General features: G+C 73.4%; 19 protein-coding genes. 14 read left to right on the forward strand and 5 right to left on the reverse strand.

Annotated elements, in window-relative coordinates:
- Positions 1–18: 18 nt before the first annotated feature.
- Positions 19–516, reverse strand: a complete 498-nt coding sequence (locus CFP65_RS27925; protein ID WP_104818772.1) for a DUF664 domain-containing protein — start codon at positions 514–516, stop codon at positions 19–21.
- Between the two features lie 56 nt (positions 517–572).
- Positions 573–1,982 carry an NAD(P)/FAD-dependent oxidoreductase gene (locus CFP65_RS27930; protein ID WP_104818773.1) on the reverse strand — a complete coding sequence of 470 codons (1,410 nt, stop codon included), beginning with the start codon at positions 1,980–1,982 and terminating at the stop codon, positions 573–575.
- A 136-nt stretch (positions 1,983–2,118) separates the two neighbouring features.
- Between CFP65_RS27930 and CFP65_RS27935 the strand changes: the two genes are divergently transcribed.
- Positions 2,119–2,709, forward strand: a complete 591-nt coding sequence (locus CFP65_RS27935) for a hypothetical protein (protein WP_104818774.1) — start codon at positions 2,119–2,121, stop codon at positions 2,707–2,709.
- Positions 2,710–2,968: 259 nt separating this feature from the next.
- Here the strand turns inward: CFP65_RS27935 and CFP65_RS27940 are convergent, their stop codons facing one another.
- The gene (locus CFP65_RS27940; RefSeq protein WP_104818775.1) at positions 2,969–4,072 is read right to left on the reverse strand and encodes an alanine--glyoxylate aminotransferase family protein; all 1,104 of its coding nucleotides are present in this window, start codon (positions 4,070–4,072) and stop codon (positions 2,969–2,971) included.
- A gap of 239 nt (positions 4,073–4,311) precedes the next feature.
- On the opposite strand from CFP65_RS27940, the gene CFP65_RS27945 reads away from it, so the two are divergent.
- Together CFP65_RS27945 and CFP65_RS27950 are read left to right on the forward strand one after the other, a co-directional pair.
- Positions 4,312–5,403, forward strand: a complete 1,092-nt coding sequence (locus tag CFP65_RS27945; protein ID WP_104818776.1) for an amidohydrolase family protein — start codon at positions 4,312–4,314, stop codon at positions 5,401–5,403.
- A 266-nt stretch (positions 5,404–5,669) separates the two neighbouring features.
- Positions 5,670–6,347, forward strand: a complete 678-nt coding sequence (locus tag CFP65_RS27950) for a uracil-DNA glycosylase (protein WP_104818777.1) — start codon at positions 5,670–5,672, stop codon at positions 6,345–6,347.
- Positions 6,348–6,454: 107 nt separating this feature from the next.
- Here CFP65_RS27950 and CFP65_RS27955 read toward each other — a convergent pair whose 3' ends face one another.
- Positions 6,455–6,871: a hypothetical protein gene (locus CFP65_RS27955; protein ID WP_158702381.1), complete on the reverse strand. Its 417-nt coding sequence runs from the start codon at positions 6,869–6,871 to the stop codon at positions 6,455–6,457.
- A gap of 355 nt (positions 6,872–7,226) precedes the next feature.
- Here CFP65_RS27955 and CFP65_RS27960 point away from each other — a divergent pair, with 355 nt between their 5' ends.
- The 8 genes from CFP65_RS27960 to CFP65_RS27995 all read left to right on the forward strand — a co-directional run bounded on the left by CFP65_RS27960 (position 7,227) and on the right by CFP65_RS27995 (position 14,799).
- Positions 7,227–8,411, forward strand: a complete 1,185-nt coding sequence (locus tag CFP65_RS27960; protein WP_104818779.1) for a helix-turn-helix transcriptional regulator — start codon at positions 7,227–7,229, stop codon at positions 8,409–8,411.
- A 207-nt stretch (positions 8,412–8,618) separates the two neighbouring features.
- Positions 8,619–8,978: a hypothetical protein gene (locus CFP65_RS27965; RefSeq protein ID WP_104818780.1), complete on the forward strand. Its 360-nt coding sequence runs from the start codon at positions 8,619–8,621 to the stop codon at positions 8,976–8,978.
- A 165-nt stretch (positions 8,979–9,143) separates the two neighbouring features.
- Positions 9,144–10,166: a glutamine synthetase gene (gene glnII, locus CFP65_RS27970; RefSeq protein ID WP_104818781.1), complete on the forward strand. Its 1,023-nt coding sequence runs from the start codon at positions 9,144–9,146 to the stop codon at positions 10,164–10,166.
- A gap of 224 nt (positions 10,167–10,390) precedes the next feature.
- On the forward strand, positions 10,391–11,146 hold the full coding sequence (locus tag CFP65_RS27975) for an SDR family NAD(P)-dependent oxidoreductase (RefSeq protein ID WP_104818782.1): 756 nt from the start codon (positions 10,391–10,393) through the stop codon (positions 11,144–11,146).
- 26 nt (positions 11,147–11,172) lie between these two features.
- Positions 11,173–12,453, forward strand: coding sequence for a M48 family metalloprotease (locus CFP65_RS27980; protein ID WP_104818783.1), 1,281 nt, complete (start codon positions 11,173–11,175; stop codon positions 12,451–12,453).
- A gap of 306 nt (positions 12,454–12,759) precedes the next feature.
- Positions 12,760–13,467, forward strand: a complete 708-nt coding sequence (locus tag CFP65_RS27985) for a bifunctional 2-polyprenyl-6-hydroxyphenol methylase/3-demethylubiquinol 3-O-methyltransferase UbiG (protein WP_104821179.1) — start codon at positions 12,760–12,762, stop codon at positions 13,465–13,467.
- A 119-nt stretch (positions 13,468–13,586) separates the two neighbouring features.
- Positions 13,587–14,348 (forward strand): alpha/beta fold hydrolase, encoded by a 762-nt coding sequence (locus tag CFP65_RS27990; RefSeq protein ID WP_104818784.1) that lies wholly within the window; start codon positions 13,587–13,589, stop codon positions 14,346–14,348.
- Entirely contained in the window at positions 14,335–14,799 is a 465-nt protein-coding gene (locus tag CFP65_RS27995) for a MarR family winged helix-turn-helix transcriptional regulator (protein WP_254552607.1), read from the forward strand. Before CFP65_RS27990 ends, CFP65_RS27995 begins: the two co-directional genes overlap by 14 nt.
- A 37-nt stretch (positions 14,800–14,836) precedes the next feature.
- On the opposite strand, the gene cobC is transcribed toward CFP65_RS27995, so the two are convergent.
- Positions 14,837–16,432, reverse strand: a complete 1,596-nt coding sequence (gene cobC, locus CFP65_RS28000) for an Rv2231c family pyridoxal phosphate-dependent protein CobC (RefSeq protein ID WP_305778263.1) — start codon at positions 16,430–16,432, stop codon at positions 14,837–14,839.
- 352 nt (positions 16,433–16,784) lie between these two features.
- Between cobC and CFP65_RS28005 the strand changes: the two genes are divergently transcribed.
- Genes CFP65_RS28005 through CFP65_RS28015 form a run of 3 tightly spaced genes read left to right on the forward strand, consistent with a single transcriptional unit; the run spans position 16,785 to position 19,983 of the window.
- Positions 16,785–17,663, forward strand: coding sequence for an alkaline phosphatase family protein (locus CFP65_RS28005; RefSeq protein ID WP_104818785.1), 879 nt, complete (start codon positions 16,785–16,787; stop codon positions 17,661–17,663).
- Between the two features lie 5 nt (positions 17,664–17,668).
- The gene (locus CFP65_RS28010) at positions 17,669–18,955 is read left to right on the forward strand and encodes an MFS transporter (RefSeq protein ID WP_104818786.1); all 1,287 of its coding nucleotides are present in this window, start codon (positions 17,669–17,671) and stop codon (positions 18,953–18,955) included.
- A complete protein-coding gene (locus tag CFP65_RS28015) occupies positions 18,952–19,983 on the forward strand; it encodes a PD40 domain-containing protein (RefSeq protein ID WP_104818787.1) in 1,032 nt (343 codons plus the stop codon). Before CFP65_RS28010 ends, CFP65_RS28015 begins: the two co-directional genes overlap by 4 nt.
- Positions 19,984–20,043 lie beyond the last annotated feature (60 nt).

Raw genomic sequence — 20,043 nt, forward strand, 5'->3', positions numbered from 1 at the left:
GGGCGGCGGGCGCCGGGCTCAGTCGAGAACCAACCGCTGCCTGCCGTCGATGAGTTCGCGGACGGCGTCCAGGTGGCCGGCGTGGGTGGCGGTCTCGGTGAGGACGTGGAGGAGGACCTCGCGGAGGGTCTCGTAGCGCCAGCTGCCGAAGAAGTCGGGCCACCAGGCCGGGGCGGCGTCCAGGTCGGCACCGGACAGGAAGGCGTCGGCGAGTTCGGCCTCGGTACGGTAGCGGGCGAAGACCTCCTCGGCGCTGAGGGCCGGGGCCGGCTGCCACGCGTCCTGCTCGGCGCCGAGGATCTCCTCGATCGCGGACCGGTCGCCGGCCGCGACCGCTCGGAACCAGAACTTCTCGTCGTCCAGGGCGAGATGGTGGACCAGGCCGAGGCAGGTCCAGCCGGAGGGCAGCACCGGGCGGCGCAACGCCTCCTCGTCGAGGCCGGCCAGGATGTCCAGGACGTGCTTGCGCTTGCTGTTCAGGGCGGAGAGCAGGGCGGTCAGTTCGGTGTCAGCCATGGCACGGGACGGTAGTTCGGCCCACTGACAGCCTGACCGGCCCGGGAGTAGCGGAGTCAGCTGCCGGTGACCGTGGTCTCCCAGGTGGCGCGATCGGGGCCGGAGAGGCCGGGCGCGAACTCGGGGTTGGCGCGCAGCCACTGCTCGACTCGGGTGCGGATGGCGGGAGTTGCCAGGGTCTCGGTGTCGGTGCGGAGCAGGTGGCGGATGTGCAGGCGGGCCCGGCCGACGGCTGGGTCCTCCCGGCCGCAGGCGCCGAGGGCGGCCTTCAGGAGCGCGTCGCCGGTGAGCGGCGGGAGGGGAGCACCGGTGACGGCGGCCTGGAGGCGGTCCTGGCCCGCGCGGTCGACGGCGGCCTGGGCCTCGTACCAGGGGCGGAGGTGCTCGACTCGCCAGCGGTGGTAGGCCGTTGGGAGCCCGGGGTGGGTGAGGTCGGCGTGGCAGGCCAGCCAGTGGGCCGCGCGGAAGGCCAGCGGGATGCCCTGGCCGAGGGTCGGGTTGGTATGGATCGCGCTGTCGCCGAGGCTGACCAGGCCGGTGACCACCGGGCCCTGCTCGTCGACCAGGGCCGTCCAACGGTTCTCCAGGCCCGCCATGATGTGCACCGGCGTGACCGGCTGGTGGTCCAGCTCCAGCCAGGCGGCCGTGCCGGGGAAGAGCCGGGCTGCGGCGTCGAAGACCGCCGGGTCGCGCAGCCGGGCCCGGGTCGGGTCCGCCACGGAGACCGAGAGCGCCACCGCGAAGTAGCCGTTGTCGCAAGGGAAGACGGCGCAGTTGGCGTAGGCGGTGGCACCGCCCAGGGTGGTCGGCTCGGGCTCGGTGGCCCCGGCCGGGCGGCGGTACCAGCGGCAGAAGTAGGCGATGCTGGTGCGCTGGCTCTCCTGTACGGGCGGCCGGGCCCCGGCGGCGGCCAGCCAGCGGGCCAGGCCCGAACGGCGGCCCGCCGCCTCGATCACCAGGTCGGCCGGGAGCCCGCCCTGCTCCGTGCGCACCCCGGTCACCCGGGGCGGCTCCTCGGCCCTGGCCGGCCGAGTGGTGAGCAGGCCGGTGACGCCGACTCCGTTGCGCAGCTCCACCGTCGGTTCGGCCAGCACGGCCCGGGTGAGGGCGGATTCGAGGACGATCCGGCGGGCCCGGGTGGTGACCAACTCCTCGTCGCCGGGCTCCGGCTGCGGCGGTCCGTAGCGGTGGAGCTCGTGCTGCTCGGTCGCGCCGAGGGCGAGCAGTTCGGCGTGGACGTCGGGGGCCAGGTCGTTCAGCACGGTGCGGACCGGGCCGAGCAGCGAGTGCGGCTGCACCGCCTGCGGGCTGGCCGGGCGGGTCCAGTGGAGGAAGTCGGTGTCCAAATCGGCTCCGGCGCAGCGGGTTTCGCGCTCCAGGATGGTCACCCGGTGACCCCGTCGGCCGAGGAAGAGCCCTACCGCCAACCCGCCGATCCCGCCGCCGACCACGGCTGTGTGCACCATCACGTCCCCCTCGTCCGGTGCCGCCTCACGCTAGCGCATCATGATCCACCGGTGTCGGCCGATCCCGACGGCGTTTCCGGTGCGGGGGTGTGGGGACCTGTCGTAGGGCAGGAGTTGGCACACGGAAGGATCCGGTGTGGACCCGAAGCGGCAAGGCCTGGACGCGATCGCGGACCCCCGGGCGCGGGCGGCGCTCGCGAGCGTACTGGGCTCCGGGCTGATCGAGGAGGCCATCGCGCGGACGGCACCCTTCGCCCCGGCGCTCGATCAGGCTCGAATGCGGACCCACGCGGCGCTGCTCACCGCGGAGTTCGCGAGTGCCGGGGTGGTGGTGCCGGCCGTCACCGTCGAGAACATCATCCTGATGCGGGCGCTGATGGTGCCGATCGAGGACCCGGCGCTCGCCCTGGCCCTGGACCGGATCTGGGTGTTCGCGACCAACCTGGACGACGTGTGCAGCCATGACGCCGCCGCGGCCGAGACCGTCCTGCGGGCGGGCATGCTGCCCGGCGCACGGGACGGTTCGCCGGACACCCGCTACCTCCGGTACGCGTTCGAGGAGATCGCGCCGTTCTGCGATCCGACCTTCCTCCCGTCTACCGGACGCAGCTCTACGGCGCGATCACCGGCGTCCTGCTGGAGGCCCAGTACCGTCCCGACACCTCCGACCGGATCGACGGCGACTTCGTCCGGATCTTCAACGGGTACTCCCAATTCTGTTTCCTGAGCCTCCAGTTCGCCGACCCCTGTCTCGCCGCGCGCCGTCACTGGGGGTTCTGGGCGGCGGCACTGAGCTCCTGCGTCGACTGCCTCAACGAGGTCAACGACGTACTGTCCTGCTACAGGGAGGCGGTGCACGGCCGGGACTTCCTGCGCACCGGAGGAGCGCGTCCAGCGGCACGTCGCGCCCCCGGAGCACGGGACGGCCGGGGGCGACGCCCGGTACCGGCACGCCGGCCGGCGCACCCGCTGAGCGCTCGGGCCGGTCAGACCGGCTCGGGGGCCGGCGCCGACTCCCAGGCCAGCTGGGCCGCTTGGAGGGCCGGGGCCGGGTCGGCGTCGGTCGCGGTGGCCAGGGCGGTGAGCACCGAGAGCACGGTGGGGAGGGTGGCGGCGGAGCCGTAGTGGTTGACCCGGAGCATCTCGGCGGCCAGCGCGCCGCCGCCGGCCTGTACGGGCAGGGCGCGGTCCAGGCGGGCGGCGAGCTCGTCGGCGCGGAGGCTGTCGGCGGTGCGCAGCGTGGTGGCCACCGGGGCGGCGGCGCGCTGGTCCGGGACGAAGGGGGAGAGGCCGGGAAGGGCCAGTGCGCCGGCCCGGGTCGCGGCGGCGGCCGCGCGGTGGCGGGCGATCACGGCGGGCAGGCCCTCGGCAGCGATCCGGTCCAGGCAGGCGCCGAGCGCGAGCATCTCCAACTGAGCGGGGGCGTGCGGGAGTACGGTGCGGCCGGCGTCCGTCCAACGCTCCTTCCAGTCGAGCAGCGAGAGGTAGGAGCGGCGCGGCGCGGCCGGGTTGGCGGTGATCCTGGCCCAGGCGCGGGGCGAGACCGCGACGGCCGAGACCCCGGCCGGCCCGCCCATCGCCTTCTGCCCGCCGATCACGCACAGGTCCACGCCCCACTCGTCGGTGCGCAGCGGTTCGGCGGCCACCGAGGCCACCGCGTCCAGCATCAGCAGCGCGCCGCTCTCCCGGACCACCGCGCCGATCTCGGCCACCGGGTTGGTGTTGCCGGTGGCGGCCTCGGCGTGCACCAGGGAGACGAACTCGGTCTCGGGGTGGGCGCGCAGGGCTTCGGCGACCTGCTCGGCGGAGACCGCCGCGTGGTACGGCACGGCCAGGTCGACCACCTTGGCGCCGCAGTCGCGCAGCCAGTGGCCGAAGGTCTGCCCGTACGGGCCGGTCACGATGTTGAGCGCGGTGCTGCCGGGGTGCACCGCGCTGCGGATCGCGGCCTCCAGCGGCAGTAGCGCCTCGCCCTGCTGGATGATCACGTCGGATTCGGTGCGCAGCAGCGCCGCCACCTGGTCCTCGATCGCGGCGAACTGCCCGGCGCCGAGCGGCGGCAGGTCGAGGAGGTCGGGCGAGGGATTCATCGGGCGGGCCTTTCGGTACGTAACGGACACCGGCGGCCAGTCTGCCGCATCCGGCCGCCCCGACCGGCCCCACGCGTTCGGCCGACCGGTCCCGTGCGTTCGGCCGACCGGATGCGTGCGCTCGGCCGAACGCGCGAGTCCGAACGCGTACGGGCCTCCGGCCGACGGATCTCGGGCGCTCGATCGGGCAACCGCCCGGGCTCCACCGCAGCTGCCAGGGGCTCGGTAGAGTGCGGGCCATGAGCGATGCTGCGGTGCTGCACATCAAGGGCCGGGTGCTGGTCGGGCCGGAGGACGTCCGGGACGAGCTGTGGGTGGTCGGCGGCCGGGTCACCTTCGAGCGGCCGGTCGGCCCGGCGGACGTGCGGACGGTCACCGGTTGGGTGCTGCCCGGTCTGGTGGACGCGCACTGCCACGTCGGGCTGGACGAGCACGGCGCGGTGGACGAGGCGACCAGCGAGAAGCAGGCGCTCACCGACCGCGCGGCGGGCACCCTGCTGATCCGCGACGCCGGTTCGGCGGCGGACACCCGATGGGTGGACGACCGGGAGGACCTGCCGAAGATCATCCGGGCCGGGCGGCACATCGCCCGCACTCGCCGCTACATCCGCAACTACGCTCACGAGATCGAGCCCGGCGACCTCGCCGCCTATGTCCGCCAGGAGGCCCGGCGCGGTGACGGCTGGGTCAAGCTGGTCGGCGACTGGATCGACCGCGAGCGCGGCGATCTCGCGGCCTGTTGGCCGGGCGAGGCCCTGCGGGAGGCGATCGCGGCGGCGCACGAGGAGGGCGCGCGGGTCACGGCGCACTGTTTCGCCGCCGAATCCCTGCCGGACCTGCTGGCGGCCGGCATCGACTGCGTCGAGCACGCGACCGGCCTGACCGAGGAGTTGATCCCGCAGTTCGCCGCCCGCGGGGTGGCGATCGTGCCGACGCTGGTCAACATAGCGACTTTTCCCTCGCTCGCGGACGGCGGCGAAGCGAAGTTCCCGGCCTGGTCGGCCCACATGCGACGGCTGCACGAGAAGCGCTACGACACCGTGGGCGCAGCCCACGACGCGGGCATCCCGATCTACGTCGGCACGGACGCGGGCGGCGCGCTGGCCCACGGCCTGGTCGCGGACGAGGTGGCCGAACTGGTCAAGGCCGGTCTCTCGCCTGCCGAGGCGCTGTCGGCCGCCAGCTGGGGCGCCCGCGCCTGGCTCGGCCGGGACGGCCTGACGGAGGGCGCCGCCGCCGACCTGGTGGTCTACGCGGAGGACCCCCGGGCGGACGTACGAGTGCTGGCCGACCCGCAGACGATCGTGCTGCGCGGGCGGATCGTCCGGTAGCGCCTGGCCGGCGGGCCCGGTGACCCGGCGGGCGCGGTGACCCGGCGGGCGCGGTGACCCGGCGGGCCCGGCGAGCTGTGCGGCGGTCGGCCATGTGGGTCGGCCGCTCGGGCTGCGGGGTCGGGCAGGTGGCGCGCTGCGGGGTCGGTGGTGCGCCTGCGGAGCGGCCGGGCGCTCGGAGCAGTCCGTGCGCCCTCGAAGCGGGTGATCGCGACTGCTTCGGAGACCGGCCGCGGGGCGTGGCGCTAGGCCGATAGGGTGGTGGCATGGCACCGCGTCCGCTGCATGAGATCGTCGAGCCCGGTTGGGCTGCCGCCCTGGAGCCCGTCGCCGGGAAGGTCGCCGCGATGGGGGACTTCCTGCGCGGCGAACTCGCGGCCGGGCGCACCTACTTGCCCTCCGGGCCGAACGTGCTGCGCGCCTTCCAGCAGCCGTTCCAGGACGTGCGGGTGCTCATCGTCGGCCAGGACCCGTACCCGACGCCGGGTCACGCCGTCGGCCTCAGCTTCTCGGTGGCGCCGCACGTGCGGCCGATCCCCGGCAGCCTGATCAACATCTTCCAGGAGTACGGCCAGGACCTCGGCTACCCGCCGCCGAGCAACGGCGACCTGACCCCCTGGACCAACCAGGGCGTCCTCCTGCTCAACCGTGCCCTCACCACCGCCCCCGGCAAGCCGGCCGCGCACCGGGGCAAGGGTTGGGAGGAGGTCACCGAGCAGGCCATCCGCGCCCTGATCACCCGGGGCGGCCCGTTGGTCGCGATCCTCTGGGGCCGCGACGCCCGCAACCTCCGCCCGCTGCTCGGCCCCTGCCCCAGCATCGAGTCGGCCCACCCCAGCCCGATGTCCGCCGACCGTGGCTTCTTCGGTTCCCGCCCGTTCTCCCGGGCCAACGAGCTGCTGGTCCGTCAGGGCGCCCAGCCGGTCGACTGGCGACTTCCGTAAGCACTTACAGGACCGCTGTCACATCCGGGGCCCGGACATCGCTCCGGACTTCGGCCCGGTGGGAATGCCCGGGCCGACCTGTTCGGGCGCCCTGACCCGTCCGATGGTCAGCGACCCCGGACCCAGCCGATCGCCCGCGTCGAGCTGAAGCCCCCGATGACCGCTGCCGCGACGACCATGCCGAGCAGCCCTTGCGTAGCCCCGCCGAGCAGCGTGAGGACCACGCCGCTCAGGATGCTCAACAGCTCCAGCCCGATCACGGTGCGCCGTGCCCAGTCCCGCCGAGCCGCCGTTCCCAGTGCGCCGGCCGCCAGAAGCACCGCGGCCACCAGCGTCGCCCACGCGGCGACGAGGAGCAGTGCTCTGTCGTCCGTGTAGCCGTGATCGCTGTCGGACCGGTTCATGCCGAACATGACGATGGCGACCACGAGGTTGACGGCCGCTTGGAGCCAGACCGCCACCAGCGCGCCTTTGAGCCCACCCGGCATCCGGACGCTCGGAGGCGACTGCACCATCTTCTCCACCCCCACTTGGCCCCCCGCCCCGTTGCGAGCTGGAGCAGGGTGGTGAGTTGGCCCCTGCATCGAGCGGGGCGTCAGCTCAGATTAATGCACGGGCATCAGCAATGCACAGTAGCTGTGATGGATCGTCAGTTCCTTCTCCCTTCGGCCGATCTCCGAAACCGGCCCGCAGGTCTGCCCTGAATCTCCACGGAGAGGCCCGTGGCCGGATCCGTTCGTGGACGCTACGTTCGTGCCCATGTCATTATCGGCAGCAGATCCGACAGCAGATCCGACAGCAGGTCCAACGGCAGGTCCAACGGCAGAACCGTCAGCCGACCCGGCGTCGGCGTCGACCCCGCAGGGCTTCGTCCGCAGGTTGCGCGAGCTCAAGGTTCGCTCCGGCGAACCCTCGCTGCGTGAACTGGCCCGCCGCACCGGCCTCCCGCGCAGTACCCTGGCCGACACCTTCGACCCCCGCCGGACCCGCCTGCCTCCACTGGACCGGGTCCTCACGATCGTCTCCGCCCTCGGCCGCCCACCCGAGGAGGCGGACATCTGGGCGGCGGCCTGGCGCACCCTCCGCTGTCGTCTCGCGAACCAGGCGCTCCCGGCACTTCCCGAGAGCCCGAGCCCCGCGAGTCCCGCAGACCCCACCGCCTCGACCGGACCGACCGCCGAACTCCCCCTCCCCGCACCGGTGATGAGCTCACCACCCGCCATCCGGCCGGAACTCCCCACGCCTGCAGGGGAATCCATCGGTCAGACGGTGCCCGCAGCCGCCGTCGGGCAGCGGCCGCGCCTGCTCACCCTCACCGTGGCCCTGCCCCTCACGGTGTTGCTCGCGGTGACCTGTGCCCTGGCCTTCAGCATCGCCCGGGCGCCCCGCCCGCCCGCAGCAACCGCCGCCGGAGCGGTTGCTGCCGGAGCGGCGGGCCCGGCGGCGCCGCCGTCGGTGTGGCGCGGCCGGGTCGCCGAGGAGGCGAGGATCGGCGACAGCACCACCGACACCGTGCCCGTCACCAGGACGGTGCGCCCGGGCGACACATTGGTGCTCTCGCTCATGCTGACCAGCACCACACCCGGACCGATCACCGTCACCGACAGTCGGGGCGACCGGTACCGGCTGCTCGGCGACGTCACCGACGACCGCCGGCACCGCACGGTGGTCGCCGCCGGCTTCGCGGTGCCCTTGCTCGCGGCCGGAGACACCCTCACCGTGACCCATCCGGCCGCGAGCAAGCACCACCTGGCCGTGGACGAGTTCGCCGGTCTGATCACGGCCGGCCCATCGGCCACCGGCCACGGCCCGGCAGCGGGTGCGGTGTTCAAGGTCGGGGCGGTGCCGCCCGCAGGGGTCGGCGGGGGACTCCTGCTGGCGGCGGTCGGGACCAACTCCGGTTCGGCGCCCCAATTCGCCCCCGGTTGGACGGAGTTGCCGGTGCTCGCGCTCTCCTCCTACCGGCTCAGCGTCGCCTTCCGGGTGACGCCGGACTCGGCGGCCTACGGGGTGTCCGGCACCACCGACGCACAGTGGGGCGCGGTCCTGGTGCCCTTCGGCTGATCCCGGTGCCGCTCGGTCGAGCGGGGGCGCCGCAGGCCGGCGGGCTGCCCACGGCTGCCCGCGGCTGTCCGGGATCGTCCGAGCACGTCCGAGCCTGTCCGGGGTTGCTCCGGACGCGTTGTGAGGGCTCGGGGCGGCGGGTCAGAGTCTGGCTCGCCGCCCCGACGACCCGTCCCGGCGGCACCCCTCGTCACAGGAGGAACAGCCATGCGTCTCACGAAGAACATGCGCCGCGTCGCCGCTGTGGCCTTCGCCGCCGCCGCGCTCGTCGGTGCCGCCGCCACTTCGGCCAGCGCGACCGAGGGCACCTGGACGATCTCCTCGGGCAGCAGCTGCGTGGCCCTGGAGAAGATCCAGCTCCAGGGCGGCCACGACTACATCGCCGTCGACCCGATCGCCAACGCCGGTGGCTGTTCCTTCGGCGTCTGGAACGTGAACGCCGGCAGCTGGGCGTACGGCCCGACCAGCAGTGGCGCCCAGTCGCCGTGGATCTACGACGGCCCGGGCCAGCTGCTCCAGGCCTGCGTCTTCGGCCCCAACGGCGGTTCCTGCGGCCCGGCCAACTGACATCCAGCTCTGACGCACCACGAGCGGTCCGCGGTGGCACTCTCGCACAGTGAGCGTGCCACTGCGGACGGTTGGTTCACATGGGCGTTACATCGGAGGAACAACCGGGAAACGGCGGCTTGCGACGCTACGCGGGCACCCACCACTCAAGTTGCGAGGTAAGCCGTGGCAATCAAGGCCGAGTACATCTGGATCGACGGCACCCAGCCGACCGCCAAGCTGCGTTCCAAGACTCGGGTCCTGGCCAATGCCGACAAGATCCCCACCTGGGGCTTCGACGGCTCCTCCACCAACCAGGCCGAGGGCCACGCCTCGGACCGCGTGCTCCAGCCGGTGAAGACCTACCCGGACCCGATCCGCGGCGGCGAGCACATCCTCGTCCTCTGCGAGGTCATGGAGATCGACGGCTCCGCGCACCCGTCCAACACCCGCGCCCTGCTGCGCCCGGTCGCCGAGCGCTTCGCCGCTCAGGAGTCGATCTTCGGCATCGAGCAGGAGTACACCTTCTTCAAGGGCTCCCGCCCGCTCGGCTTCCCCGAGGGCGGCTTCCCGGCCCCGCAGGGTGGCTACTACTGCGGCGTCGGCGCCGAGGAGGTCTTCGGCCGCGAGATCGTCGAGCTGCACCTGGACCGCTGCATCGACGCCGGCATCGCCATCTGCGGCATCAACGCCGAGGTCATGCCCGGCCAGTGGGAGTTCCAGATCGGCCCGGTCGACGCGCTGACCGTCTCTGACGACATGTGGGTCGCCCGTTACCTGCTCTACCGCACCGCCGAGGAGTTCGGCATCGACGCCACCCTCGACGCCAAGCCGGCGCGTGGCGACTGGAACGGTGCCGGTGCGCACACCAACTTCTCCACCAAGGCCATGCGTGAGGGCTACGACGCCATCATCACCGCCTGCGAGTCGCTCGGCGCCTCGCAGGAGATCGTCCTGGAGCACGTCAACCAGTACGGTGACGACATCCAGTCCCGCCTGACCGGCAAGCACGAGACCGCCCCGTGGAACGTCTACTCCTACGGCGTGTCCGACCGTGGCGCCTCGGTCCGCATCCCGTGGCAGGTCGAGGTGGACCAGAAGGGCTACATCGAGGACCGTCGCCCGAACGCGAACGTCGACCCGTACGTGGTGACCCGCCTCCTGGTCAACACCTGCTGCACCGCCCTGGAGAAGGCCGGCCAGGTCTGATCCGCCGCAAGCCCTGACCGGGGCGTGCACCCTGCTCCGCCGACAAGGCGGACGGGGCGCACGCCCCGGTTGCGTAAGTGGTTGCGTTAGCGGTTGCGTAAGTGGTTGTGCGAGTGGTTGCACGAGCCCTTGTGCAAGCCCTTGTACAACCGGTTGCACAACCCCTTGTACAACCGCTCACATTTCCCCTTGCCCGCGCCCCGACCGAATGCGATCTTGTGCCCATGGATCTTGGACTGACGGGCAAGAAGGCGTTCATCACCGGTGGCTCGGCCGGCATCGGTCTGGCCATCGCGCGGGCGTTGACGGCCGAGGGGGCGCAGGTCGGGGTCTGCGGCCGGGACGAGGAGCGGCTGGCCGCCTGCGGGTTCCCCGGGGTGCACGCTGATGTGACCGACCCGGAGCAGCTGGGGGCGGCCGTCGACCGGGCGGCGGAACTGCTGGGCGGGCTCGACCTGGTGGTGGCCAACGCCGGTGGCGCGTTCGGCGGCAGCCTGCTGGAGTCCACCCCCGAGGACTGGGCCCGGACCTACGCGGTCAACGTGCTGCACGCCGCGCACGCGATCCGGGTGGCTGTGCCGCACTTCGAGCGGGCGGGCGGGGGAGCGGCCGTGGTGATCTCCTCGATCACGGGCTGGAAGGCGGGCCCCAAGTCCTCGTACGCCTCGGCGAAGGCGGCCGAGATCCACCTCGCCGCCACCCTTGGCCAGGAACTCGCCCCGCGCGGGATCCGGGTGAACGCGCTCAGCCCCGGTTCGGTGCACTTCCCCGGGGGTGGCTGGGCCGAGTTCGAGCGGCTCTTCCCCGAGCGCTTCGAGGCCTTCGTCCGGGAGGACTCGCCGCGCGGCCGGCTGGTCGAGCTGCGCGAGGTCGCCGACACCGCCTGCTTCCTGCTCTCCGAGCGCGCGAGCGGCATCAACGGCGCCAACATCTGCGTGGACGCCGCCCAGGACCACCCGAGCGCCGGCCGGCTGTTCTGAGCCGGGGCGCGGTCTAACCTGACCGCATGGACTTGCCTGACCGCACCGACCCGGCAGTTCCCGCCACGGGCACCACACCGGACGGTCCGCCGGGCACCACACCGTCCGGTCCGCCGGACGCCGGACCGGACGGTCCGCCGGTGGATGCTGCGGACTTCACCCCGGCGGACTTCACCCCGGCGGACTTCACCCCGGCGGAGGTCGCCCGCGGTCGGGCGTTGCGCCGGGCCCAGCTGCCCTGGGTACTCGGTGGGCGGATCGCCGGGCTGGTGTTGACGGTGGCGCTCGGGTTCACCCCGGCCGGGGCGGGGCTGGTGACGGGCGTCGGTGGGTGGTTCGGTGGGTCCTGGGCGGCCGAAGTGCTGGGCGGGGCCGGGGCGTTGTTGGTGATCGGGCAGGTGTTGCAGGTGCCGTTCGGGGCCCGGGTACGGGCCGTCCGGGCGGGGTACGGGCTGGTGACCCAGGGGTGGGGCGGCTGGGTCGTCGACCAACTGCGGGGGCTGGCGCTCGGGTTGCTGCTGGTCCTGCCGGCCGTGTGGGGGCTGTACGCGCTCAGCGGGTGGTCGCCGCACCGCTGGTGGTATGCCGCCGCGCCCGCCGCCGCCGGCCTGGTGCTCGCCCTCTCCTTCCTCCACCCGCTGCTGATCGAGCCGGTCTTCAACCGGTTCGCCCCGATGCCGCCCGGGCCGCTGCGCACCGCGCTGCTCGCGCTGGCCGAGCGCGACGGCATCGCGGTGCGGGACGTGCTGGTCGCCGACGCGTCCCGCCGCACCACCGCGCTCAACGCGTACGTCTCCGGCTTCGGCGCCACCCGCCGGATCGTCGCCTACGACACCCTGCTGAGCACCGCCGAGCCGCGCGAGGTCGAGCTGGTGGTCGCCCACGAGTTGGGGCACGTCAAGCACCGGGACGTGCTGATCGGCACCACTCTCGGCGCGCTGGGCGCGGCCCTCGCCGTCGCCCTGCTCGGACTGCTGCTGACCTGGCCCGCCCTGCTCTCCGCGGCCGGGGCCGACTCCGCCGCCGACCCGCGTTCGCTGCCGCTGTTGGCGGCCTGCGCCGCGCTGCTCTCCGCGTTCTCCGGCCCCGCCCAGTGCACGGCGAGCCGGCGGATCGAGGCCCGCGCCGACACCCACGCGCTCGACCTGACGGCCGACCCGGTGAGCTTCATCGCCATGCAGCGCCGCCTGGCCGTGGCCAACATCTCCGACGTGGACCCGCCCCGCGCCCTCGAACTCCTCTTCGCCACCCACCCGAGTGCCACCCGCCGGATCGCCGCCGCCCGCCGCTGGGCAGCCGCCCGCTGACCGACGGGCGGACGCGCGGACGGGGAAATCCGCTGGCAGACGGGGTGGCGCACGAACTAGGGTCCCGCCGTGACTGCGACCCCCGACCATGCCGAACCCGCCCTCGACGCCGGTACGCCGGCCGACGCCGACGCCCCCGGTACTCCGGCCCGCCCCGACGCCCCCGGTACTCCGGCCCGCCCCGACACCCCCGGTACTCCGGCCGCCGCCGACGTCCCCGGCCACGCCACTGCCGCCACCGGTACGGCCACCGGCGCCGACGGCCCCGACTGGCGGGCCGCCAACCGTGCCAACTGGGACGAGCGCGTGCCGTTCCACCTCGCCAGCGAGTTCTACGACCTGCCCGGATTCATCGCGGGGCGGGACAGTCTGTGGGACTTCGAGGTGGCCGAGGTCGGTGAGGTGACGGGCAAGCGGCTGCTCCACCTCCAGTGCCACATCGGCCTGGACACCCTCTCCTGGGCGCGTCGCGGCGCCCGCGTCACCGGGCTGGACTTCTCCGAGCCCGCCGTGGTCGCGGCCGGCGAGCTGGCCGAGCGGATCGGGGTCACCGACGCCCGCTTCGTTGCCTCCGACGTGTACGCGGCGGCCGAGGCGCTGGACGGGGAGACCTTCGACATCGTCTGCACGGGCTTCGGCGCCCTCTGCTGGCTGCCGGACCTGGACCGGTGGGCCCGGACGGTGGCCCGTCTGCTCGCCCCAGGCGGGTTCCTCTACCTCGCGGAGTACCACCCCTTCGCCGACATCCTCGGCGCCGACGGCCTGACCGTCGAGCAGGACTACTTCAACCGCAAGCCGAACGTGTACGACGAGCCCGGCACCTACACCGACCTCACCGGCCCGACCGAGGCCACGGTGACGGTGGAGTGGCAGCACGGCCTGGGCGAGGTCGTCACCGCCCTCGTCGAGGCCGGCCTGCGGCCGGAGTTCCTGCACGAGCACGACCACGCCCACTTCCGCCTCCCGGCGGGCGGCCCGGTGCCCCGGGTCTACTCGATCAGAGCCGCCAAATAGCGGACCGGGCCGCCAGAAGCAGCGGTATGCCGAGCGGCCCACCAGCCTGGTCGGGCCCAACGGCGAAGTGGCGCCGCCCAACCTGTGTCGTGACACATATGTCGTGTAACATGTCTGATATGAGCACTTCAGCGAAGAGTCCCACCCTCGTCTTCATCCCGTGCTTCTCCGGTGCCCCGTGGAGCGCCGAGCAGCTCGCCCCGTACGGGGATGCGCCCCGCCGCACGCTGCGCCTCCCCGAAGGCGTCGACGACATCGACCGTTACGCCGACCACGTCGAGACCGCGGTCGCGGGCCTGGACGAGTTCGTGCTGGTCGGTGACTCCTTCGGTGCGAACATCGCGCTCGCGCTCGCGACCCGCCGTCCGCAAGGCCTGCGCGCCTTGGTCCTGTCCGGCGGATTCGCGGCCGACCCGGTCGACTCCAAGCCGTGGCGGGCGCTGGCCCAGGTGATGGGCAAGGCCCGGGGGCCGCTGTACCGGCAGCTGACGCTGCGGGCGCACGCCCACCGGCTCGCCTCACCGTTCGACGGCGAAGGGCAGGTGCCCTGGAGCGAGGCGCGCAGCCGCGACCTGTTCCTCGCCAACACCCCGGCCGCCTCCTTCGGCGCCCGAGTCCGGGCAGCGCTCACCGCGGACTACGTCGCCGTGCTCGGCCGGGTCCAGGTCCCGACGCTGATCCTGACCCCCGCGCACGACGTGCTGATCGGCGAGGAAGCGTCCAGGGTGATGCTCGCGGGCATCCCCGACTCCCGGGAGGTGGTGCTGCCGCGCACCGGCCACATGTTCCGCTTCTCCCACCCCGTCAGCTACGCCGCCGCGGTCCAGGACTTCCTCGGCGCCCTGCCGGACACCCAGCCCCGGGCGGGTGCCGGTGCGTAAGGCGGAGCACCTGCGGTTCGCGATCCTGGCGGCCCAGCGCGAAGGGAACCGGCTGCTGATCCAGGCCCTCAAGCCCCATGGCATCACCCCGTCGCAGGCCGAGGTGCTGCGCCTGCTCCAGCAGCACGGCACCCTGAGCCTCAGCGGGCTCGGTCAGCTCCTGGCCTGCGAGAGCGGTACCAACCCCAGCCGGCTGGTCGAACGCGTCGTGGCGGCCGGGCTGGTCGAGCGCCGCACCGACGCCGAGGACCGCCGGTACCTTCAACTCCGGCTCACCCCCGAGGGCCGGCGCCTGGCCGCCGCGGTCGCCGAGATCGAGGAGGCGCTCTACTCGGCGATGGACGCCGCCGCCGAGGGCCTGGACACCGAGGCGATGCTCGCCTTCCTGCACCGCTTCATCGATCCCCTCCCCTCGGGCGAGGCCCTCAACAAGCGCCTCACCCTCGGCTGAGCCCACCAGGACGCCGGCCTCCGGTGGGCTCGGCGGCTCAGAGGGCGCGGGCAAGGGCGTCCAGGAACCGGTCCGTGGTGGCCGGGGCGCGGACGGCGATGCGCAGCCAGTCGGGGCCGAGGCCGGGGAAGGTGTCGCCCCGGCGGACGGCGAAGCCGAGTTCGCGCAGGCGGGCCCGGACGGCTGTCGCGTCCGGGAGTTCGACCAGGACGAAGGAGGCGGCCGGGGTGCCGTGCACCCGGACGGTCGGGAAGGCCGCCAGGCCCTTGAGCAGGTGGTCGCGGTGCTCGCCGGTCAGCACGGCGGCCTCCTCCGCCTCGGCGAGGGCGGCGGGGGCGCTGCAGGCGATCGCGGCGGTCAGGGCCGGGGTGGAGACCGGCCAGAGGGGTTGGGCGGCGGCGAGCCGGGCGATCAGTTCGGCCGGGCCGAGCACGTAGCCGATCCGCAGACCGGCCAGCCCCCAGGTCTTGGTGAGGCTGCGCAACACCACGACCTGGCCGGGGAGTTCGCGCAGTGCGGCGAGCGTCTCGGGCTCCCCGGGCAGGGTGTCCATGAAGGCCTCGTCGACCACCAGCGTGCGGCCGGGCCGGGCCAGGGCGGCTAGATCGGCGGCGGGGTGGGCGATCGAGGTCGGGTTGGTGGGGTTGCCGATCACCACCAGGTCGGCGGCCTCCGGCACGGCGCCCGGCGTCAGCCGGAAGCCGTCCGCGGCGGCGAGCAGGGCGCGGTGCACGGGGTGTCCGGCGTCACGCAGCGCCGCCTCCGGTTCGGTGAACTGCGGGTGCACCACGACGGCGTACCGGGGCGCGAGGGTACGGGCCAGCAGCACGAACGCCTCGGCAGCCCCGGAGGTGAGCAGCACCTCGGCCACCGGCCGCCCGTGCCGTGCCGCCACCGCCGCCCGGGCCTCGACCCCGTCCGGGTAGGCGGCCAGCTCGGTGAGCGTCTCCGCCAGCCGCGCCCGCAGCCACTCCGGCGGTGTGCCGGTCCGGACGTTGACCGCCAGGTCGACCAACTCCGCACCCTCGTACCGCACTTCGGCATCACCGTGGTGGCGCAGGTCCGGTTCGCCGACGAGGTCTGCCGACTGCGGTGCGGCCTCGGGTCGGTCGGGTCGGTCGGATCGGCCGGGGTGGGGGCTGGCGGCGGTCACGGTGGGGGCTCCTGCGGGGTGGGGGCGGTGGTCGGGGTGGGGGCGGGCGATCGCCACGGTGGCCCGGGCGGAGGCGCGTTTGGGGAGGAGCAGGGAGCCGCCGGTCAGCAGGGCGGCGGCCTCGGCCACGCCGGGGGTGCCGACGGCGGCGCGGACGGCGGGGGAGGGGTGCGGCACCGGTACGGCGGCGAGGGCCTCGGCGGAGTGCCCGAACAGCGGTACGCTCAGGGCGGTGGCGGCGGCCCGGACCCCGGGCTCAGTCAACTTTCCTACCAGAGTCGCCAGTTGCAGCACGTCTGCCCGCCCGAGACCCAGCTCGCTGAGTGCCGCGTCCACCAGCCCGAGCAGCTCGCCCGCCTCGACCCCGCGCCGCGCCCCGACCCCGACGACGACACCGCCACCACCCGCCCCGGTGGTCCCGCCGACACCGGCAGCACGATCGACACCGGCAGTAGCTCCCACCGCTTCGGGCGTGGCCACTGCGCCACCCCCTCGTACGATCCGGCCTGGTCATCGGCCCGGAAATACCACCACGCGCCCGGGTGGCCGGTCAATCGCGGGGTCGGTCCGGTATGTCCGTGTACCGCCAAACTGCCAGCAGGCGTTCGCCAGTTCTTCACCTCGGAGCGGCAGCCCGCGCCAGCGCCCGGCTCCTATCGTTACGGCCGCTCCGCAGCTCGACGCTCGACCCGCTCAGCCCGTCCGACCCGCCCAACCCGCTCGACGCTCAGCCCGCTCGACGCTCAGCCCGCTCGACCCGCTCAGCCCGTCCGACCCGCTCAACCTGCCGCACCTTCGCCGTCCCCGCCCTTCCCCGCCCCGGAGGAACGTCATGACGAAGCCCGCCCGCTCCCGCCGCAAGCTCACCGCGATCGCGGCCTCGGTCGGCCTGGCCGCCGCCTCGCTGGGCATCTGGGCCGCCACCAGCAGCACCGCCCAGGCCGCCACGCTGCCGACGCCCGACCACGTCGTGGTGGTCGTGATGGAGAACCACGCGTACTCGCAGGTGATCGGCAGCTCCAGCGCGCCGTACATCAACTCGCTCAAGGCCGGCGGTGCCAACCTCACCAACTCCTTCGGCATCACCCACCCGAGCGAGCCGAACTACTACGCGCTCTTCTCCGGCTCCACCCAGGGCCGCACCGACGACAGCTGTGTGAGCGTCGGCTCGATGACCGCCCCGAACCTGGCCTCCGAGCTGCTCGCGGCCGGCAAGACCTGGGCCAGCTACAACGAGTCGCTGCCGAGCCAGGGTTCGACCACCTGCAGCAGCGGCAAGTACGCCCAGAAGCACAACCCGTGGTTCGGCTTCGGCAACGTGCCCACCTCCTCGGCCTACACCTTCGCGCAGTTCCCGACCGACTACACCACGCTGCCCAAGGTCTCCTTCGTGGTGCCGAACCTGTGCAGCGACATGCACGACTGCTCGGTCTCCACCGGTGACACCTGGATCAAGAACAACCTGGGCGCGTACGCCACCTGGGCGCAGACCCACAACAGCATCCTGGTCGTCACCTTCGACGAGGACAACAGCCTCTCGGGCAACAAGATCCCGACCGTGTACTACGGTCAGCACGTGGCCGCCGGCAGCAGCAGTGCCACCACCTACAACCACTACAACACGCTGCGCACCCTCGAGGACCTGGCCGGCCTGACCAGCCACGCGGGCAACGCCGCCACCGCCTCCGACGTCTCCGGCATCTGGAACTGACGCCCGTGTACCTCGCGGAGTCTCGTGCCGCCAAGGCTCCCGCCGCCGCCCCGGGCAAGAGCCCGGGGCGGGGCGGGGCCGCCGTGCCCGGCACCGTGCTCGCCCTGGGCGCGGTCAGCCTGATCACCGACATCTCCTCCGAGATGGTCACCGCCGTGCTGCCGCTGTACGTGGTGACCGGGCTCGGGCTCTCCCCGCTCGGCTTCGGCGTGCTGGACGGCATCAACAACGGGGTCGGTTCGCTGGTGCGGCTGCTCGGCGGGCACTTCGCCGACCGGGGCGGCCGGGGTCACAAGACCGTGGCCGCGCTCGGCTACGGGCTCTCCGCGCTCTGCAAACCGCTGCTGCTGCTCGTGCACAGCATCACCCTGATCGGCGGCGTGCTCGCCGTCGACCGCACCGGCAAGGGCCTGCGCACGGCCCCCCGGGACGCGATGATCTCGCTGGCCACCGCGCCCGAGCACCGGGGCCGCGCCTTCGGCGTGCACCGCGCGATGGACACCACCGGCGCCCTGCTCGGCCCGCTGCTCGCCTTCGCCCTGCTGCGCCTGACCGTGGACGGTTACGACGCCGTGTTCACCGTCAGCGGCTGCATCGCGGTGATCGGTGTGCTGGTGCTGCTGCTCTTCGTCCCGACCCCCGCCGCTGCGCCGAGGAGCGAGGAACCCCGCACCGCCCCACCGAAGTTGACCGAGAGCCTGGCCCTGCTCAAGCTGCCCGCGCTGCGCCGGCTCACCCTGTGCGCGATGCTGCTCGGCCTGACCACCGTCAGCGACTCGTTCCTCTACCTGCTGCTACAGCGCCAACTCGACCTGCCCACAAGGATGTTCCCGCTGCTGCCGCTCGGCACCGCCGCCGCCTTCCTGCTGCTGGCCTACCCGCTGGGCGTGGTGGCCGACCGGATCGGCCGCCGCACCCTCTTCCTGCTCGGCCATGCGGTCCTGCTGCTCGCGTACACCGCGGTGCTGCTCTCCACCGGTTCGGGCGCGGCCGTCGCGGTCGGCGTGCTGCTGCTGCACGGGCTGTTCTACGCCGCCACCGACGGGGTGCTGGCCGCAGCCGCGGCGGACGTCACGCCCGCCGACCAGGTCGGCGCCGGGCTGGCCCTGGTCGGCACCGGGCAGGCGCTGGCCCGGTTCGCCTGCTCACTGCTGTTCGGCGCGGCCTGGAGCGTCTGGGGCGGCCACACCACCCTCGCGGTCACCGCCGCGGCGATGACCGCCGGCGCCGTGACGGCCGGCTTCGTCCTGCGCACCGCCACCCCCACCGGAACCGCTGGAGCCGCCAAGTGAACCGTGCCCACCGGCTGTTGATCCTGCTGGTCGCCGTGCTGCTGCTCGGCGGCGTCGGCACCGGCGCGGTGCTGTACGCGGCGGACCGCTCCGGCAAGAAGGACCAGGAGCAGCCCGGGGGGCCGGCCGTGCGGCCGGGCACGGTGACCCTGGAGGCATCCAGCGGGCGGGAGTTGGTCTTCCGCAACATGGCCTGGGGGCCGCACCGGGACGAGGTGGTGAGCGTCCCGGCCGGGCAGCCGGACGGGCCGCGGACGGCCTCCGGCGTCAAGTGCCTGCGGTTCCACGCGGCGGCGGGCTACGGGATCTGCCTGCAGGCGGTGCACCACGGTGCGCTGGAGGACAGCTACCGGGCGGTGGTGCTGGACTCGAAGCTGCACGAGCTGCACGGCTACCCGGCGGTCGGCATCCCGACCCGTGACCGGGTCTCGCCCTCGGGGCACCACGTGGCCTGGACGGTGTTCGTCAGCGGCGACTCCTACGGCGGCACCGACTTCTCGACCCGGACGGCCATCGCCGACACCCGCGACTGGCACGTGGACGACAACCTGGAGACGTACGCGATCGTCAAGGACGGCCGCCCGTACCGGGCGAGCGACGTCAACGTCTGGGGCGTGACCTTCTCCGCCGCCGACGACAACCTGTTCTACGCCACGGTGGCCACCGGTGGCCGCACCTACCTGGTGAGGGGCGACATCGCCGGCCGCACGCTGACCACCCTGCACGAGAACGTGGAGTGCCCCTCGCTCTCGCCCGACGGCACGAAGATCGCGTACAAGCGCCGGGTGCCTGGCCTGCCGAGCGACGCCCAGTGGCGGCTGTACGTGCTCGATCTGCGCACCATGACCGAGACCGCCACCGCCGAGCAGCGCCAGATCGACGACCAGACGGTCTGGGCCGACGGTTCGACGCTGGTCTACGCCCTGCCCGGCGACTTCGGCGCCGACCTGTGGACCGTGCCGGCCGACGGCAGTGGCAGTGCGCAGGTGCTCCTCAAGGCGGGCCTCGCCCCCGCGTACCTGGGCTGAGGCGAGTACGTGATCACGCTCCGCCATCGCACGAGGTGACAGTGTCCGCCGAGGTGACAA

Source organism: Kitasatospora sp. MMS16-BH015 (assembly GCF_002943525.1).
Taxonomy (GTDB): Bacteria; Actinomycetota; Actinomycetes; order Streptomycetales; family Streptomycetaceae; genus Kitasatospora.

Bases quoted from the DNA above. Each gene is read 5' to 3' on its own strand.
- CFP65_RS27925 (WP_104818772.1), bottom strand. From the start codon at position 516: ATGGCTGACACCGAACTGACCGCCCTGCTCTCCGCCCTGAACAGCAAG.
- CFP65_RS27930 (WP_104818773.1), bottom strand. From the start codon at position 1,982: ATGGTGCACACAGCCGTGGTCGGCGGCGGGATCGGCGGGTTGGCGGTA.
- CFP65_RS27940 (WP_104818775.1), bottom strand. From the start codon at position 4,072: ATGAATCCCTCGCCCGACCTCCTCGACCTGCCGCCGCTCGGCGCCGGG.
- CFP65_RS27945 (WP_104818776.1), top strand. From the start codon at position 4,312: ATGAGCGATGCTGCGGTGCTGCACATCAAGGGCCGGGTGCTGGTCGGG.
- CFP65_RS27950 (WP_104818777.1), top strand. From the start codon at position 5,670: ATGGCACCGCGTCCGCTGCATGAGATCGTCGAGCCCGGTTGGGCTGCC.
- CFP65_RS27965 (WP_104818780.1), top strand. From the start codon at position 8,619: ATGCGTCTCACGAAGAACATGCGCCGCGTCGCCGCTGTGGCCTTCGCC.
- CFP65_RS27975 (WP_104818782.1), top strand. From the start codon at position 10,391: ATGGATCTTGGACTGACGGGCAAGAAGGCGTTCATCACCGGTGGCTCG.
- CFP65_RS27980 (WP_104818783.1), top strand. From the start codon at position 11,173: ATGGACTTGCCTGACCGCACCGACCCGGCAGTTCCCGCCACGGGCACC.
- CFP65_RS27990 (WP_104818784.1), top strand. From the start codon at position 13,587: ATGAGCACTTCAGCGAAGAGTCCCACCCTCGTCTTCATCCCGTGCTTC.
- CFP65_RS28005 (WP_104818785.1), top strand. From the start codon at position 16,785: ATGACGAAGCCCGCCCGCTCCCGCCGCAAGCTCACCGCGATCGCGGCC.